Raw genomic sequence first — 14,166 nt, 5'->3', positions numbered from 1 at the left:
GTTTGATACAAGCCCTGGGTCCTTCATGCCTCGGGACGGGGGAACGCTTGCCTTGCCGCAGGCGTCCCAAGCAGGCATGAGATTTCGAACCCTCGTCGTGTTGGGGTGGTGCCTGCCCCTCGTGGCGCTCGCGGAGGATCGCGTCGCGAGTGCACGCCAGCGTCAGCTTCCCGCCGTTCGTCAGGCGTTCGCCGAGGCCGGGGTGGCGTGGCCGCCCGGGGAGCTGTACCTGCGCGCGCTCAAAGCGGAGCGGCGGCTGGAGGTCTGGGCGGGCCCACAGGGCAAGCCGCTCCAGCGCGTGAAGACGTTCCCCTTCTGCGCGGCCTCGGGCGAGCTGGGGCCGAAGCGCGAGGAGGGGGACCTCCAGGTCCCCGAGGGCTTCTACACCCTCGACCTGTTCAACCCGCGAAGCCAGTTCCACCTGTCCATGCGGGTCAGCTACCCCAACGCGTTGGATCGGCTCGTGGGACGTCCCAGGCTCGGCGGCAACATCTTCGTGCACGGTGACTGCGTCAGCATCGGGTGCATCGCCATCCAGGACGCGCCCATCGAGGCGCTGTACGTCATGGTCACCGAGGCGCGCGCCCACATGGGCAGGGACGTCCCCATTCACGTCTTCCCGCGCCAGCTCGATGCGGCGGGACTGGAGGCCCTCGCCAGGCTCCCCGGAGTCACACCCGAGCAACAGGCCTTCTGGCGCGACCTGAAGCCCGCGTGGGACCTCTTCGAGAAGTCGCACCGCCCACCCACGACCTCCGTCGATACCCGCGCCCGCAGATACATCGTCCGGCAAGGTTTGTAGGAATTGCTCTGAAGTCAACATAAGCAGATGTGTCGCGCATTGGACCCAGGGGGGCGGGCGCACGGAGCGGGATGTCCCTGGTAGAACCCTGGCTCGGTACCGGCGTTCGGGCCGGTCACGCCGAGGGACATGCGCGCATGGAGACTTCCGCGTCGAGGCTCGTGTTTCAGTCCACCACGGAGCTGGCGGCCGCCGTCCGCGAGCGGCGGGTGACGGCGGTGGAGGTGCTGGAGGCGCATCTGGCGCAGGCGGCGGCGCACAACCCCGCGCTCAACGCGGTCGTCACGCGCGATGAGTCCGCGGCCCGGCAGCGCGCGGTGGAGGCGGACGCGGCGCTCGCGCGCGGTGAATCCTGGGGGCCGCTGCATGGGGTCCCCATCACCGTGAAGGACGCCTTCTCCACGGCGGGGCTGCGCACCACGGCGAGCTTCCCGCCGCTCTCGGGCTATGTGCCCACCGAGGACGCCACGGCGGTGGCGCGGCTCAAGCGCGCGGGCGCCATCATCTGGGGCAAGACGAACCTGCCGCTCCTGGCGGGCGACTACCAGACGCAGAGCCCGCTGTTCGGACGGACCCAGAATCCGCACGACCTCGAGCGCACGCCGGGAGGCTCCAGCGGCGGCGCGGCGGCGGCGGTGGCCTCGGGCTTCACGCCGTTTGAACTGGGCAGCGACCTGGGTGGCTCCATCCGCATCCCGGCGCACTTCTGTGGCCTGTTCGGGTTGAAGCCCACCGAGCACCGCGTCTCCAACGCGGGCCACATCCCGGACCTGCCCGGTGGGCCGCGCACGGTGAGGCACATGGCGTGCTCGGGGCCACTGGCGCGCACCGTGGCGGACCTGCGGCTGGTGCTCTCCGTCATCGAGGGGCCGGATGCGCGCAACCTGGAGGTCCCGCCGCTCACGCCGCTGGCTCCGCCGAGGTCTCGGGCGGTGTCGTCGCTGCGCATCGCGTGGATGGATGACTTCGGGGGCGTGGTGCCCTGCCGCGAGTCACGCGCGGCGCTCGCGCGCCTGGTCGCTGAGCTGTCCGCGCAAGGCGCCACGGTGGAGCGCGTCACGCCCCCCGCGTTCGACTTCCACGAGGCCTGGTCCACCTGGGGCGAACTGGAGGGCGCGGAGGTGGGCGCGCCGCTGCCGCTGTGGCACCGGCTGCGGTTCCAGCTCCAATTCCTCGCCATGGCGGGGAAGGACCCCTTGGCGCGAGCCATCGCGCGGGGCGCGCGCTCGGACGTGGGGCACTACATGGCCATCCTCGAGCGGCGCGAGGCGCTCGTCGCGAGCCTGGAGCGGTTCCTCTCGGGTTGGGACGCGTGGCTCGTCCCCGTGACGACGGGGCCGGCCATTCCGCACACGCGGCCCGGCGAGTGGGTGCGCGTGGACGGTGAGCCCCGCGCGTATCTGTCCGCGCTGGGCGCCTACACCAGCGTGTTCAACCTCACCGGCAACCCCGTCGTCGTCCTCCCGGTGGGGCGCACGCAAGCGGGCCTTCCCCTGGGCGCGCAGCTCGTGGGCCGGCGCTGGGACGACGCCGCGCTGCTCGATGTGGCGGAGGCGGTGGCGCCCTGGGGCGGCGGCTTCGTGCGCCCTGCTCGGTGCGCCTAGCGCGCGCGGCGGCGCATCTCGATGTGGGGGATGCCGTCCTCGTCGTAGACGCCGCCCTCGGCGTGGAAGCCGCGCCGCTCGTAGAAGGCCTGGAGGTAGTGCTGGGCGGAGATGCGGGTGGCCACGCCGGGGTAGCGCGCGTCAAGGAAGTCCAGGGCCTGGGCCGTCAGCGGCGCGGCGAGCCCCTGGCCTCGGGTTTCGGGCGCGACGACGACGCGGCCGAGGCTCGCCTCCGGGAACTTGAGCCCCGGCGGCAGCACCCGCAGATACGCCACGAGCGTGGGGCGGGAGCGGGCGGTGTCCCAGCCGAGCAGGTGATGACTGGGGTGATCCAATCCGTCGGGGTCGAGGTAGATCGATCGCTGCTCCACGACGAACACCCGTGAGCGGAGCGCGAGCACGTCGTACAGCTCCCCGACGGTCAGCTCCGAGAATGTCTTCCATTGCCAGCGCACCATGCGCGCCAGCGTAGCAGGCACCGCGTCACGGCTCTCGGCTCGCGTCGAGCACCTCGCGCAGCCGCTCCTCCAGGAACCTCCGCTCGGGCTGCGTGCGCACGAGCGCCAGCGCCCGCTGATACGCGGTCGCCGCCTCCTTCCAGCGCTCCAATCGGCGCAGCAGGTCCGCGCGCGCCGCGGGCAGGAGGTGATAGCCCTCCAGCCGGCCGCTGGCCTCCAGGTCGTCCACCAGCGCGAGCCCCTGCGCCGGCCCGCGCGCCATGGCCACGGCCGCGGCGCGGTTGAGCTCCACCACCGGGCCGGGGGCAATGACACACAGGCGCCCGTAGAGCGCGACAATCTGTTCCCAGTCCGTCTCCTGCGCGCTCGGGGCCTGCGCGTGCAGCGCGGCGATGGCGGCCTGGAGCGCGTAGGGGCCGCGCGCGCCCAAGGCGAGCGCCACGTCGAGCTGCGCCAGTCCCTCGTTCAGCTCCGCGCGATCCCACCGCGAGCGGTCCTGCCGGTCCAGCAAGACGAGCCCTCCGTCGGGGGCCACCCGCGCATGGCGCCGCGCGTGGTGGAGCAGCATGAGCGCCAGGAGCGAGGCCACCTCCGCGTCGCGCGGCATCAGCTCACGCCCCAGGCGCCCCAGGCGCAGCGCCTCCGCGCACAGGTCCACGCGCAAGAGCTCCGGGCCCTCCGTCGCCGCGTAGCCCTCGGAGAAGACGAGATAGAGCGTGTGCAGGACGCCGAGCGTGCGTTCCGCCAGCATCTCCTCGTCCGGGATGATGTACGGGATGCGCGCGTCGCGAATCTTGCGCTGCGCGCGCACCAGCCGCTGCCCCAGCGTGGCCGAGGGGACGAGGAACGCGCGGGCGATCTCCTCGGTGGTGAGGCCGCACAGCGTGCGCAGCGCGAGCGCCACCTGCGCCTCGCTGGAGAGCGCCGGGTGGCAGCAGGTGAAGAGGAGGCGGAGCGTGTCGTCCGCCGTGTCCGACCAGCCCCGCTCATCGGGAGAAGCGGCGGCGTCCTGCTCCACCTGGGCCGCGACTTCCAGCGCGTCCACGCGCGCGTCGAGCCGCTCGCCGCGGCGCAGGCGATCCACCGCCTTGTTGCGCGCGGCGCGCATCAGCCACGCCTTGGGTTCTCGGGGGGGGCCCTCCCGGGGCCACTGCACCAGCGCGTCGGCGAACGCCTCCTGCACCACCTCTTCCGCCTGCAGGAAGTCTCCGCCCAGCACGCGAATGACCGTGGCCACGATGCGGCCATGGTGCTCGCGATACACGCGGTCAAGGTGAGCGGAGGGGGAGAGGTCCATCACGCGCGGGGCGCTGGCCCCGGGAGCGCGCGCTCCCGAGGCCCGGAGCACTTCAGTCCGGCGTGTTATCGAACTCCGCCACGGGGCGGACCTCGATGCGGCCTGCCCGAGCGCCGGGGATGCGCGAGGCGATGGCCACGGCCTCGTCGATGTTCTTGGCGTCCACCAGATAGAAGCCGCCGAGCTGCTCGCGCGTCTCCGCGAACGGACCGTCCGTGGTCAGCCGCTTGCCGTCCCGAATGCTCACCGTGGTGGCCGTCGCCGTGGGCTGTAGCCCATGGCCCGCGATGAAGTTGCCGCTCTTCTTGAGCGAGGCCGTGAAGGCGCCGTACTCCGCCAGAAGCTGGCCGGCCTCCGCCGGGGGAAGCTCCATCCAGCCCTTCTCGTTCTCGTAGATCATCAGCAGGTACTTCATGGTCGTGCACTCGTAGGCCAGGTGGGGAGAGAAGTCTCCCCACTCAGAGGTCGAACGGCCAGCCGGATTTTCGACCGGCATTTTCGCGCCGCATGTCGACCCGGCCCGCGAGTGTGACCCGGAAGCGATCTGCTCCGGGTCACCGCCCTGCGCCAGCCCTGCTTGTCAGCCCTGAAAGTGGGCGAGGAAGACGTCGAGCACGCCGACGTTGCCCTGGCTCTGGAAGACGTTGCCGTAGAAGTAGCCGAAGCCCGTGTACTGGCCGGCCACGCTCATGTCACCCGAGGGCCCCACGCCCATGCGGGCCTCGAACCCGGCGTTGTCGCTGACGAAGGGCAGCCCCCACAGCAGGGTGCCGGCGCTGTCGAACTTCGCGACGTAGCGCTTGAAGTCGCCCTCGTTCTCGATGGGGCCCGCGCCCAGGTCGATGGAGCCCGTGTACTCGCCGCTCGTGGCGATGTTTCCCGCCGCGTCCAGCGAGACCTGCACGCCGTGCTGCGCGCCGAACGCGTCCGTGAACTGGCGGCCCCACACGCCGTGGCCCGTGCCGTCCACCTTCACGAGGAAGGCGTCCGATGCCGACTGCGCGCTCAGGCTCACCGTGTCCACCCCGAGCGTCCCCGCGAAGCCACCGGTGAGCACGATGTTGCCCGCCGCGTCCGCGACCACGCCGTGGGCCACCTGATCCGCCGCGTCACCGAAGTGCCGGCCCCACATGAGGCCGCCCGTGGCGTTGTAGCGCGCGACGAACGCATCCTGCCCGCCATGGCTGTTCATCACGTTGGCGCCCAGGTTCGTCGAGCCGCTGAAGCCGCCCGCCAGCACCGTGCGCCCCGCGCCGTCAATGGCCACGCCCACCGCGCTCGCGAAGGCGCCGCCGTTGGTCGTCTCGAAGCGCTTGCTCCACACGTGATTGCCCGAGCCGTCCAGGCGCGCGACGAACACGCCCCACTGGCCCGTGGTCGTCAGCGGGCCGCCGCCGAAGTTCAGCGTGCCCTGGAATCGGCCGGCGAGCGCCAGGCCGGAGCCGTTGCTCGCCACGGCGAGGCGCGGGTTCTCCACGTAGGCGCCCGGGAACGCGCTGCTCCACACGCACTGCCCCGCGGTGTCCAGCTTCGCCACGAACGCGCTGCCGTTGCCTCGCGTGAGCGGCCCGCAGCCGAAGTCCGGCGTGCCGTAGTAGTTGCCCGCGATGAAGAGGTTTCCCGCCGCGTCGAAGGCGATTCGGCGCTCGTAGCCCACGAAGCCGAAGTCATCATCGTCGATGCCAGCAATGGACCGGCTCCACAGGGCCGCGCCCGTGCTGTCGTACTTGGCCAGGTAGAGATTGAAGTAATAGCCCCCGAGCGGCAGCGTGCCGGTGCCCAGGTTGAAGGCCCCGCCCGTGTACTGGCCCACCACGGCGGTGTTCCCCGCACCGTCCACCGCGACGTCCTCGGAGAACTGCTGCGAAGCGTCACCGAAACTCTGGCTCCAGAGATGATCGCCGGGTGTCGCGAATGCCCCGCCCGCCGCAAGACCCACCGAAACCGCCGCCACGACACTCAGCTTCTTTTGCCACTGCATTGTGGGGACTCCTTCTCGAATGGATGACGCTCGGGCGCGCGCGAATCCCTTGCGCGCCACGAGCGCGCGCATCGGTAGCATGACGCCCTGACGGAGAGCACCGCGATTCGTGTCGCGACCGCGTGACGAATCAATAGACACGCAGCAATCGTGGCCTCACGACGAAGTGGGGATTGCGCACGTCGATGACGTCCACCTCGCCCGTCGTCTCCTCGAAGCGGCCCGCGAGCACGCCCGCCAGGGCCGCCGCCGCGACGTACCAGGCATCCTGGCCGCGCATCTTCTTGAGCTTGCGCAGATACGAGACGCGGCCCTCCACTTCCCAGACGCTGCGGATCCCCTCGGGGCGGATGCCCGGCGCGTCCGAGGGCGGGGCTCCCAGCGCCTGAAGCGAGGGGGGCACCGACTTCAAGACATACGCGTCGAAGGACTTGTTGCCGCTGGCGATGAGCACGGTGGCGTCCCGCAGGGTGCCATCGGGCCCTTGGAGGATTTCGAGCGTGACGGTCAAACTCGTCTTGGCGACGCCATCCGCGAAGCGCTGCAACTCCTCTCCGGCCTGGACGTGGCGCCGCAAGCTGTTGAGGTTGGGGTTGTCCCTGCCCCGCGCGGCGAGCAACTCCCCGGGCGAGGGCGGTGTCGCGGCGGACATTCTTCCCGGCGCGCCATTCTCACCGAAGGCCTTGGCTCGCTCCGCCCAGTGCTGGAGCAGCGAGACGGCGATCTTCGGCGTGTCGAACAGCGGCGGCTCCTCCATCTGCTTCTCCATCGAGGCGCGGATCCGCCCGAAGTAGGGATGGATGCGGCCGGTCTCCACGCGGTCCTGGGCGATCCGCTCCGCGACGAAGGTCTTCACGCGCGCGCTGACCCGCTCGTGCTCCTGCGCCGCGAGCACCGCGGGCGCCAGGCTCGGATCATCCGGGTACAGGGTGCGTCCGCGCGGCACGTCGCTGGGGCTCAGGATGAGGCTCCCCAGCGGCGCCTGCGAGGGCGTGAGATGCGGCGGCAGCGCCGCGGGAGCCTGTGCGCGAGGCGTGTCCACGCGGGGGACTTCATGTGGAGACGGTGCGTTGGCGATACGTGGTGGTGAGCTGGGCGAGGCGGACGTCCCAGGCCCGGAGGGCGGGTGGGTCGCGGGGGGACTGGTGATGGGCGCGGGTGAGCGCGGCACGTGTCCCGCGCGGGGAGGGCGGGCGGTGTGGCTGTCGCCGGGCGGTGCTGGCGCGGGCTTCGGGGTTTCCGGGGTGGCGTCTGTCTTCGAGACGACGTCCATCCAGAGCGGCGAGGACTTGGGCGGCGCGGGCGAAGGCGGCTGCGCTGGCGTCACGTTCCAGAGGAGCGCCAGGAGCAGGGCGTGGATGGCGAGCGAGACCAGGATGGCCCGCGCGAGGCGTTGGAGGCGCCGCATGGGGTGACCCTTCCAGAAAGGAGGCCGTCGCTCAACCGGTGTCACGCATTCATCCTTGCGCTCGCGCCACCTGTCCGAGAGATGGCAGGACGCAGCAGGTGGCTCGACGGCAGGCGTGAGTCCTGCTGTGCTGCCTCGCGCTTTCCATGTCTCGTTTCCTCACCATTCGATGGCGCCCCGCGAGGGCACTGACGCCGGGGCTCGTGAGGAATTGCGCCCGGTGGTGGGTGCCCGAGGTCCGCAGGGACGTCGCGGCGCACCCGTATTTCGCGGGGGGGGCTCGAGGCTCGGAGCGGGGGATGCGATGAGGATGTTCTGGGGATCGCGGCGCGGGCGTGTCTGGGGAATCGTGGGGGCCTTGGTGTTGCTCGGGGCGGGGATGGCGCTCGTCATGGGCCTGCGGCGTGTCCGGCTTCCGTCCCGCGTGAGCGATTCGCATGTCTGTGAGGGCGCGGACCATGCGTGGGCTGGAGTGTGGGACGGGCCACGGAAGGCGACCCTGGAGGCGGCGTTCCTCGCGACAGGGCGCCCTTTCGCGCAGGAGTCGTGGCGGCATGTGCGCCGCACGCTGGATGCCTATTCCCACACCTGGGACGTGACGTGGACCGCCGCGTGTGCGGCCGCGCGTGGGAGGGGCGAGGAGGCGCTGCGGGCCCAGCGCGAGGCGTGCTTGGACGGGCGGCTCGCGCAGGTGGATGCGTTGCTGCGGAGGCTCGCGCCCGGGGATGTGGTTCGGGTGGAGCATGCGCCTTTCGCGGTGGAGGCCCTGCCCTCGTTGGCGGCGTGCATGAAGCCGGGGGCACTGGCTGCTCCGGATGCGGTCGTGCTGGACGCCTGGGCGTTGCTGGTGCTCGGGCTTCCGGAGGAAGGACTGCGCCACCTGGCACGGGCCTCCGGGAGTGGGCTCGGCACAGAGGGGGCGGCGAGCCTGCGTGACGAGCCTGCTGCCTCGCCTGTGCGCGCTGAGGGCGCCGCGGCGCGGTCGCGCGATGAGGGCGCATCCGGGGGCGCGAGTGGGGTCGGGGCCACGGTGGACGTGGTGGACCCCGTGGGGCGTGCGTTGATCCGCGCTCGTTTGGAGGCTGCCCGCTCGGGGCCCAGCGCGGAGGCTCTCGCGGTGGAGGCGGGTCGGCTCGCCGAGGCGTCTCGGGATGATGCGTCCGCGGCTCGTGCGTGGACGCTGGCCATGCGCCTGGTGGGGAACCCTCCGGAGCAGGCTTCGCGGGCCCAGCAATGGCGCGAGCGCGCTTCGGCGTCCCTCTCGCGGCTCGGCGGAGAGGATGAGTTGGAGGGCCAGCTCGCCGTGGACGTGGCTCGGCTGTTCGCGCATCAGGACAGACTGGGAGAGGCCGCGCAGCAGATCGCGCTCGCGCTGCCTCGCCTGGAGCGGCGCTTCGGTGCCGAGGGGTTCGAGGTCGCCCACGCGCGGGCGGAGCTGGGCGCTGTCCGGCGCGCCCAGGGGCGCTATGCCGAGGCGCTGGGGTTGTACGAGCGGGCCCTCGGCACCGTGCGCGGCGCGCTGGGCCCGGACCATCCCGAGGTGGCTCGCCTGCGCCTGGAGCAGGCCGAGACCCGTGTTCGCCAGCGAGACCTCGCGCAAGCGGAGCGCCTGTCGCTGGGCGCGTTGGCGGTGTTGGAGCGGGCGCTGGGGCCCGAGCATCCTCGGTTGGAGGAGGCGCTCGCCCGGGTGGCCGCTGTCTTGGAGCAGGAGGGCCGCGCCGAGGAGGCGAAGCCCTACCGTGAGCGCCTCGCGCGGCTGCGCGCCCACCCCTGAGGGCGCTCGCGGCGCGCGGGGCGGGGGAGCGTTATAAGGCCAGTCCCATGGACGCTCCGATTGCAGCCGCCGCTGGCGTAGAGGCACTGGCCTCGCTGTTGCGCGGGCGCCGCATCGTCGCGCTCACCGGCGCGGGGTGCAGCACCGAGTCCGGCATCCCCGACTACCGAGGCCCCGGCACGCGCGCCCGAGCCCGCAACCCCATCCAGCACCGAGAGTTCCTCACCAAGCCCGAGGTCCGCGCGCGCTACTGGGCGCGCAGTCTCCTGGGGTGGCCTCGCTTCTCGTCCGCCCGTCCCAACCCGGCGCATCGCGCGCTGGCGGAGCTGGAGCGTGACGGGCATGTGCTCGGCCTCATCACGCAGAACGTGGACCGGCTGCACCACGACGCGGGCAGCGTGCGCGTCATCGAGTTGCACGGCGCGCTCTCGCGGGTGCGGTGCCTGGACTGTGGCGGCATGGAGACCCGGCCGGACCTCCAGAATCGACTGCTGGCGATCAACCCGGACTTCTCGCACACGCCGACGGAGTGGCGCCCGGACGGTGACGCGGAGTTGCCCACAGAAGCGGTGGAGTCCTTCCGAGTCCCGGCATGCCTTCGCTGTGGCGGCACGCTCAAGCCGGACGTGGTGTTCTTCGGCGACAACGTGGCGCTCCCCATCGTCGAGGAGGCGTTCTCGCTGCTGGAGGAGGGCGACGCCCTGCTCGTGGTGGGCTCATCGCTCGCCGTCTACTCGGGGTTCCGCTTCGTCACCCGCGCCGCCGAGCGACACATGCCCATCGCGCTCCTGAACATCGGCGAGAGCCGCGGCGACAGCCTCGCGGACGTGCGCGTGGAGGCGTCCGCCGGAGAGGTGTTGCCTCGGCTCGCGGAGCGGTTGGCCCGGGGCTGAGCGCGCCCGGGCCCCGCGTGTCCTGCCTCACGCCTTCGCCGCGGGCTCCAGCGTCAGCGTCTGCTTCTGGTGCGCTTCCACCGCGTCGCGCGTGGCGAGCATGGGGTGGAACTTCACGTCGCGGATGAGGTCCAACATGTCATCGCGGTGCGGGTGGTACAGGTGCTCGGACTGCCCGGGCCCATGCACCGACACCGACTTCGACAGGTCGCTCATGTCGACAATCATCCGCAGCGCCGTGCCGTGGACGACCGTGAAGGGCCGGTTCCACAGGAACGACGCGCCATCCACCGAGTAGTTGTCACCGCGCGCCGGCACCGTGCGCGTGTTGAACACGCGCCGCACCGGGCCGGGGATGGCGGGGCCGCCGAGCATGCCGTGCGCGTACGTCAGCGTGTGCACCTTGCCCCACTCCCAACCTGACGGCTGCGCCCCGTACTTCTCGGTGAGCCACTGCGCGGCCTCGCCCAAGGCGCGGCGCAGGATGTCGTCCCGCGTCTCCTTCTCCGGCGTCTTCGGGTCGTCCCACCACGGACTGTCCGGCTGGGACATCAGCCCGATGATGAAGGGCATGTGCAGGCTGCCGTGGCGCTCGTACTCGCTGGCGAGGTAGCGCTCCACCAACTCGGGCCCCAGCTTGTGGCGCAGCACGTTGCGCAGGATGTGGATGTACCAGGCCTGGAACGCGGTCGCGCCCACGCGGTCCGTCTCGAAGCGCAGGTCCCAGGATTTGAGCGCATCCAGCACGCGCGCCTGGGACTCGTCCGCGGGAGACACCGCCAGCAGGAAGGGCCGCAGTGCCTCGGCGGGCAGCGAGTACGTCTCGGACTGGATGCGCTGCATGTCCTCGACGGTGTGCCGAGTGCCCTGCGCCAACAGGTCCGTGATGCGCTTGGCGCGGTAGCCCGGGAACCAGTTGTGCGCGATGAGGTACGGGTAGTCGTCCGAGGTGATCTTGTTGTTCGCCGTGACGGCGAAGCCCGCGGGCGGGTTGAAGGACGCGGGCAGCTCCTCGAAGGGGATGTAGCCCTGCCACTCGTACTCGCCGCCCCAGCCGGGCATGGGCAGCAGGCCCTGGTGGCCCCCCGCGCGAAGGGGAATCTTCCCCGTGGACTGGTACGCGATGTTCCCCGCCGTGTCCGCGTAGACGAAGTTCTGGCCCGGGCTCTCCCACAGCGCCATGGCGCCGCGGAACTCCTCCCAGTTCGTGGCCAGGTTCAGCTTCAGCAGCGAGTTGACGAGGGGCTTGCAGTCGAACAGCGCCCAGCGCAGCGACAGCGGCTCGCTGTCCGCCAGCACGCGGCTCATCACCGTGTTCATGATGGGGCCGTGCACCGTGCCGCGGACCTCCAGCGTCACGGGCGCCGCACCGCGCACGGGAATCTCCTCGCGGCGGATGTCCAGGTCGTGCCACTCGCCCTTGAACAGGTACTGCCGGGGCGTTTTCACGTCGTCCAACTTCTCGATGTAGAAGTCCTGGGTGTCCGGCCCCAGGTTGGACATGCCCCAGGAAATCTTCCCGTTGTGCCCCACGACGATGAGCGGCACGCCGGGCAGCGAGAACCCCACATGGTGGAAGCGCCCGCCGTGCAGGCCGTTCTCGTACCAGGTGGACGGCAGCCCCAGGCCGATGTGGACGTCATTGCACAGGAGCGGCTTGCCGCTCTGCGTGCGCTGGCCGTGCACCACCCAGTTGTTGCTGCCCGAGACGATGTTGGGGTCACCCAGCACGCCGTCGATTCCGTCCAGGCCCTCCATGGCCTTCACGCCCTGGAGTCCCTTCAGCCGGGCCTCGGGCGGGACGATGAGCGGGGTCTCGGGCGCGTTCTGCGGGAGGATGGCGTTGGCGACTTCCTCGCCGGCCTCCGCCACCAGCCGCGCGCGCAGCAGCTCCAGCCGGTGGTTGCCGCCCAGCATGAGGGACAGCAGGTTGCCGCGGATGAGCGTGTCCATCGGCGTCCAGGGCTCGGGCGTGACGCCCAGCACGCTGAACTCGTAGGACAGGGGCTCGTTGGCCACGCGCGCGTTGATGCCGGCGGCGTAGGCCTCCAGCATGGCGCGCGCCTCGGGGTCCACCTGCTCCCAGGTGTGCTCGGCGACGCGGCGCAGGCCCAGGGTGAGCATGAGCTGATCCGCCGCGACGCCCATGGGGCCCACCGCGCTGGCCAACCGCCCGTTGCCGATGCGGCGGCCCATCTCCAACTGCCACATGCGGTCCTGCGCGTGGACGTAGCCCTGGGCGAAGAAGAGGTCGTGCTCATCGTTCGCGAAGAGGTGCGGCACACCCCACGTGTCGCGAATCACCTCCACCTTGCCGTGCAGCCCCTGCAGCGTCCGAGTGCCCTGCGTGCGCGGCCACCGACGGCGGGCCAGCCACGGGCCCAGGCCGGGGCTCGCCACCGCGAAGGCGGACGGCAGCATGCGCAACATGCGCAGGATGTTGTTGAGCGCGCTCATGATGGGGTGGCTCCGGGCGAGGGGGTGAGCGGGGCGACGTCGGAATCCGAGAGGCTGGCGGGCGTGGGGACCTCGGGCAGCGCGTCCGGCAGCTCGGCCTCGACGTTGCGCACGCGCGGGTTGAGCCACGCCATCAGCACGTTGATGAGCACCACGATTCCCAGGAAGAGGAACAGCAGCGCGATGCCGCGCCCCTTGCCCACGCCGAACACCACGCCGAAGCTGCTCGCCAAGAGGCCGCCCGGCGCCATCCACGGCTCGAACATGTGGTCCGCGAGGGGGCCCGCGGCGAGGCTCGCCAGCGGCGGCGCGCACAGCACGAACATGCGCTTGACGGAGCTGGTGCGGCCCTGGAGGTCAGGCGGAATCTTCCGCTGCCAGATGGCCGCGCTGCACGCGGACATGGGCGGGGTGCAGAACAGGTAGAGCGTCGCGGCCGTGGCGACGATGGGCACGCTGGGCAGCGGCGCGGCGAGGAACAGCACCAGGCCCGAGAGGATCTGGAACCCGAACATGCCGAGGATGAGCCGCTTGGGTCCGCCCCACACGCCCATCATCACGCCGCCCGCGAGCGCGCCCGTGCCCGCGATGGAGAGGATGACACCGAGCGTGGGGATGTCCGTGAAGCTCAGCACCAGCGGGGTGATGAGCACCGACACCAGCGCGAGGATGAAGTTGGTGAGCAGCGAGTAGCACAGGAGTCCGAAGAGTCCGGGCCGCGCGCGGATGAAGGCCCAGCCCTGGCGAATCTCCTGGGGCAGCGAGCCCTTGCCCACCTGACCTTCCTTGCTGGCCGTGGGCCGGGGGAAGCGCACGAGCAACAGCGTTCCCACCGCGAACACGAACGAGGACAGGTCCGCGAGGACGACGCCCTGCAGGCCCACGCGCGCCACCAGCGCTCCGGCGATGATGGGCGAGAGAATCTGACCCGCGCCGTGCGCGATGTCGCCCATGGCGTTGGCGCGGCTCAGGTGCTCCTTGGGCACCACCAGCGCCACGGTGGCGTAGAAGGCCGGCCAGCGGAACGCGCCGAAGCACGCGGCCAGACCCACCGGCAGATAGAAGTGCCAGGGGCGCACTTCCATGAGCCCGTGGTTGCCCGCCAACACGAGCGCGAAGATGAACATCGTGCTCACGCCGCTGCCCAGGTCCGCCAGCAGCATGGCGCGCCGACGGTCCCACCGGTCGATGTACGCGCCGGCGATGGGCGCCAGGACGACCATGGGCGCGAAATAGAAGAAGGTGAGCAGCGCGAACTGGGTGGTGGACTGGGTGTCCCGGAAGATCTGCACCCCCACCGCGAAGCTGGTGAGCCCCGAGCCGAGCAGCGAGATGAGCTGTCCCAGCCAGGTCATCCAGAAGACCCGCTGGGGGTTGGTGATGGTCATGCGTTGCAGGAGGCTCATTCTGGCTCTCGCTCGTCGTAGGCGCGTGGGGGAGGGGCCCACCCCCGGTTCGTACACCGTGTGGGCCCCGTCAATCCATGGTGCGA

The 14,166-nt window shown here is 71.1% G+C and carries 11 protein-coding genes; 4 read left to right on the top strand and 7 right to left on the bottom strand.

Translation table 11 applies throughout. The features are described 5' to 3' along the window. Window positions 1–76: 76 nt before the first annotated feature. A complete protein-coding gene (locus tag KRR26_RS05795) occupies window positions 77–802 on the top strand; it encodes a L,D-transpeptidase family protein (RefSeq protein WP_217079295.1) in 726 nt (241 codons plus the stop codon). A gap of 137 nt (window positions 803–939) precedes the next feature. Beyond that, complete coding sequence (locus KRR26_RS05790) at window positions 940–2,406, top strand: amidase (RefSeq protein WP_217079294.1); 1,467 nt, start codon at window positions 940–942, stop codon at window positions 2,404–2,406. Here the strand turns inward: KRR26_RS05790 and KRR26_RS05785 are convergent. From KRR26_RS05785 to KRR26_RS36640, 5 genes are all read right to left on the bottom strand, one after another. Continuing rightward, window positions 2,403–2,885 (bottom strand): GNAT family N-acetyltransferase, encoded by a 483-nt coding sequence (locus KRR26_RS05785; protein WP_328707062.1) that lies wholly within the window; start codon window positions 2,883–2,885, stop codon window positions 2,403–2,405. The two genes, KRR26_RS05790 and KRR26_RS05785, sit on opposite strands and share 4 nt — an antisense overlap. Window positions 2,886–2,889: 4 nt before the next feature. Further along, a complete protein-coding gene (locus KRR26_RS05780) occupies window positions 2,890–4,161 on the bottom strand; it encodes an RNA polymerase sigma factor (RefSeq protein ID WP_217079373.1) in 1,272 nt (423 codons plus the stop codon). Between the two features lie 52 nt (window positions 4,162–4,213). After that, complete coding sequence (locus KRR26_RS05775; RefSeq protein WP_120201597.1) at window positions 4,214–4,576, bottom strand: YciI family protein; 363 nt, start codon at window positions 4,574–4,576, stop codon at window positions 4,214–4,216. A gap of 165 nt (window positions 4,577–4,741) precedes the next feature. Continuing rightward, entirely contained in the window at window positions 4,742–6,142 is a 1,401-nt protein-coding gene (locus tag KRR26_RS05770) for a hypothetical protein (protein WP_217079293.1), read from the bottom strand. A gap of 130 nt (window positions 6,143–6,272) precedes the next feature. After that, on the bottom strand, window positions 6,273–7,550 hold the full coding sequence (locus tag KRR26_RS36640; protein WP_236068321.1) for a hypothetical protein: 1,278 nt from the start codon (window positions 7,548–7,550) through the stop codon (window positions 6,273–6,275). Between the two features lie 310 nt (window positions 7,551–7,860). On the opposite strand from KRR26_RS36640, the gene KRR26_RS05760 reads away from it, so the two are divergent. Together KRR26_RS05760 and KRR26_RS05755 are read left to right on the top strand one after the other, a co-directional pair. After that, entirely contained in the window at window positions 7,861–9,324 is a 1,464-nt protein-coding gene (locus KRR26_RS05760) for a tetratricopeptide repeat protein (protein WP_217079292.1), read from the top strand. 47 nt (window positions 9,325–9,371) lie between these two features. After that, window positions 9,372–10,217 (top strand): NAD-dependent protein deacetylase, encoded by an 846-nt coding sequence (locus tag KRR26_RS05755; RefSeq protein ID WP_120201589.1) that lies wholly within the window; start codon window positions 9,372–9,374, stop codon window positions 10,215–10,217. A 27-nt stretch (window positions 10,218–10,244) separates the two neighbouring features. Here KRR26_RS05755 and KRR26_RS05750 read toward each other — a convergent pair whose 3' ends face one another. Together KRR26_RS05750 and KRR26_RS05745 are read right to left on the bottom strand one after the other, a co-directional pair. Next, window positions 10,245–12,674 (bottom strand): penicillin acylase family protein, encoded by a 2,430-nt coding sequence (locus KRR26_RS05750; protein WP_217079291.1) that lies wholly within the window; start codon window positions 12,672–12,674, stop codon window positions 10,245–10,247. Beyond that, a complete protein-coding gene (locus KRR26_RS05745) occupies window positions 12,671–14,080 on the bottom strand; it encodes an MFS transporter (RefSeq protein ID WP_120201585.1) in 1,410 nt (469 codons plus the stop codon). The genes KRR26_RS05750 and KRR26_RS05745 overlap by 4 nt, the downstream gene beginning before the upstream one ends. Between the last annotated feature and the right edge of the window lie 86 nt (window positions 14,081–14,166).

The organism is Citreicoccus inhibens (genome assembly GCF_019039035.1).
GTDB classification, from domain to species: domain Bacteria; phylum Myxococcota; class Myxococcia; order Myxococcales; family Myxococcaceae; genus Citreicoccus; species Citreicoccus inhibens.
This window is presented reverse-complemented; position numbering and strand designations above follow the sequence as displayed.